Here is a 230-nt window from a genome sequence, read left to right as displayed (position 1 = left end):
AACCGGGTGCCAGTGAGGCCTTAACCCAGGGCTTGCGCATCAGACCGCGTTCAACGGCTTACTTCGCCAGTAAACCGGCACCCATCAGCACGCTAGGGTTTGAGGTATTAGTACAAGAGGTAATCGCCGAGATCACGACCGCACCATCATCCAGCTGGTAGCTTTCTCCAGTTTCGCTATCGCGGTAGCTCACGGTTTTATGCGGTTTTTGCGCCTGATTAACTTGCAGT

General features: G+C 53.9%; 1 pseudogene. It reads right to left on the bottom strand.

The annotated features are described in order from the left end of the window. Nucleotides 1-61 precede the first annotated feature (61 nt). Nucleotides 62-230 (bottom strand): annotated as a pseudogene (locus KVT28_RS28075) (aconitase family protein); the annotation flags it as partial.

This window comes from Pantoea sp. GbtcB22, from assembly GCF_019091025.1.
In the GTDB taxonomy this organism is placed as follows: Bacteria; Pseudomonadota; Gammaproteobacteria; order Enterobacterales; family Enterobacteriaceae; genus Pantoea; species Pantoea leporis.
The sequence above is the reverse complement of the archived record's forward strand: the minus strand, read 5'-3'. Positions and strand labels throughout refer to the sequence as shown.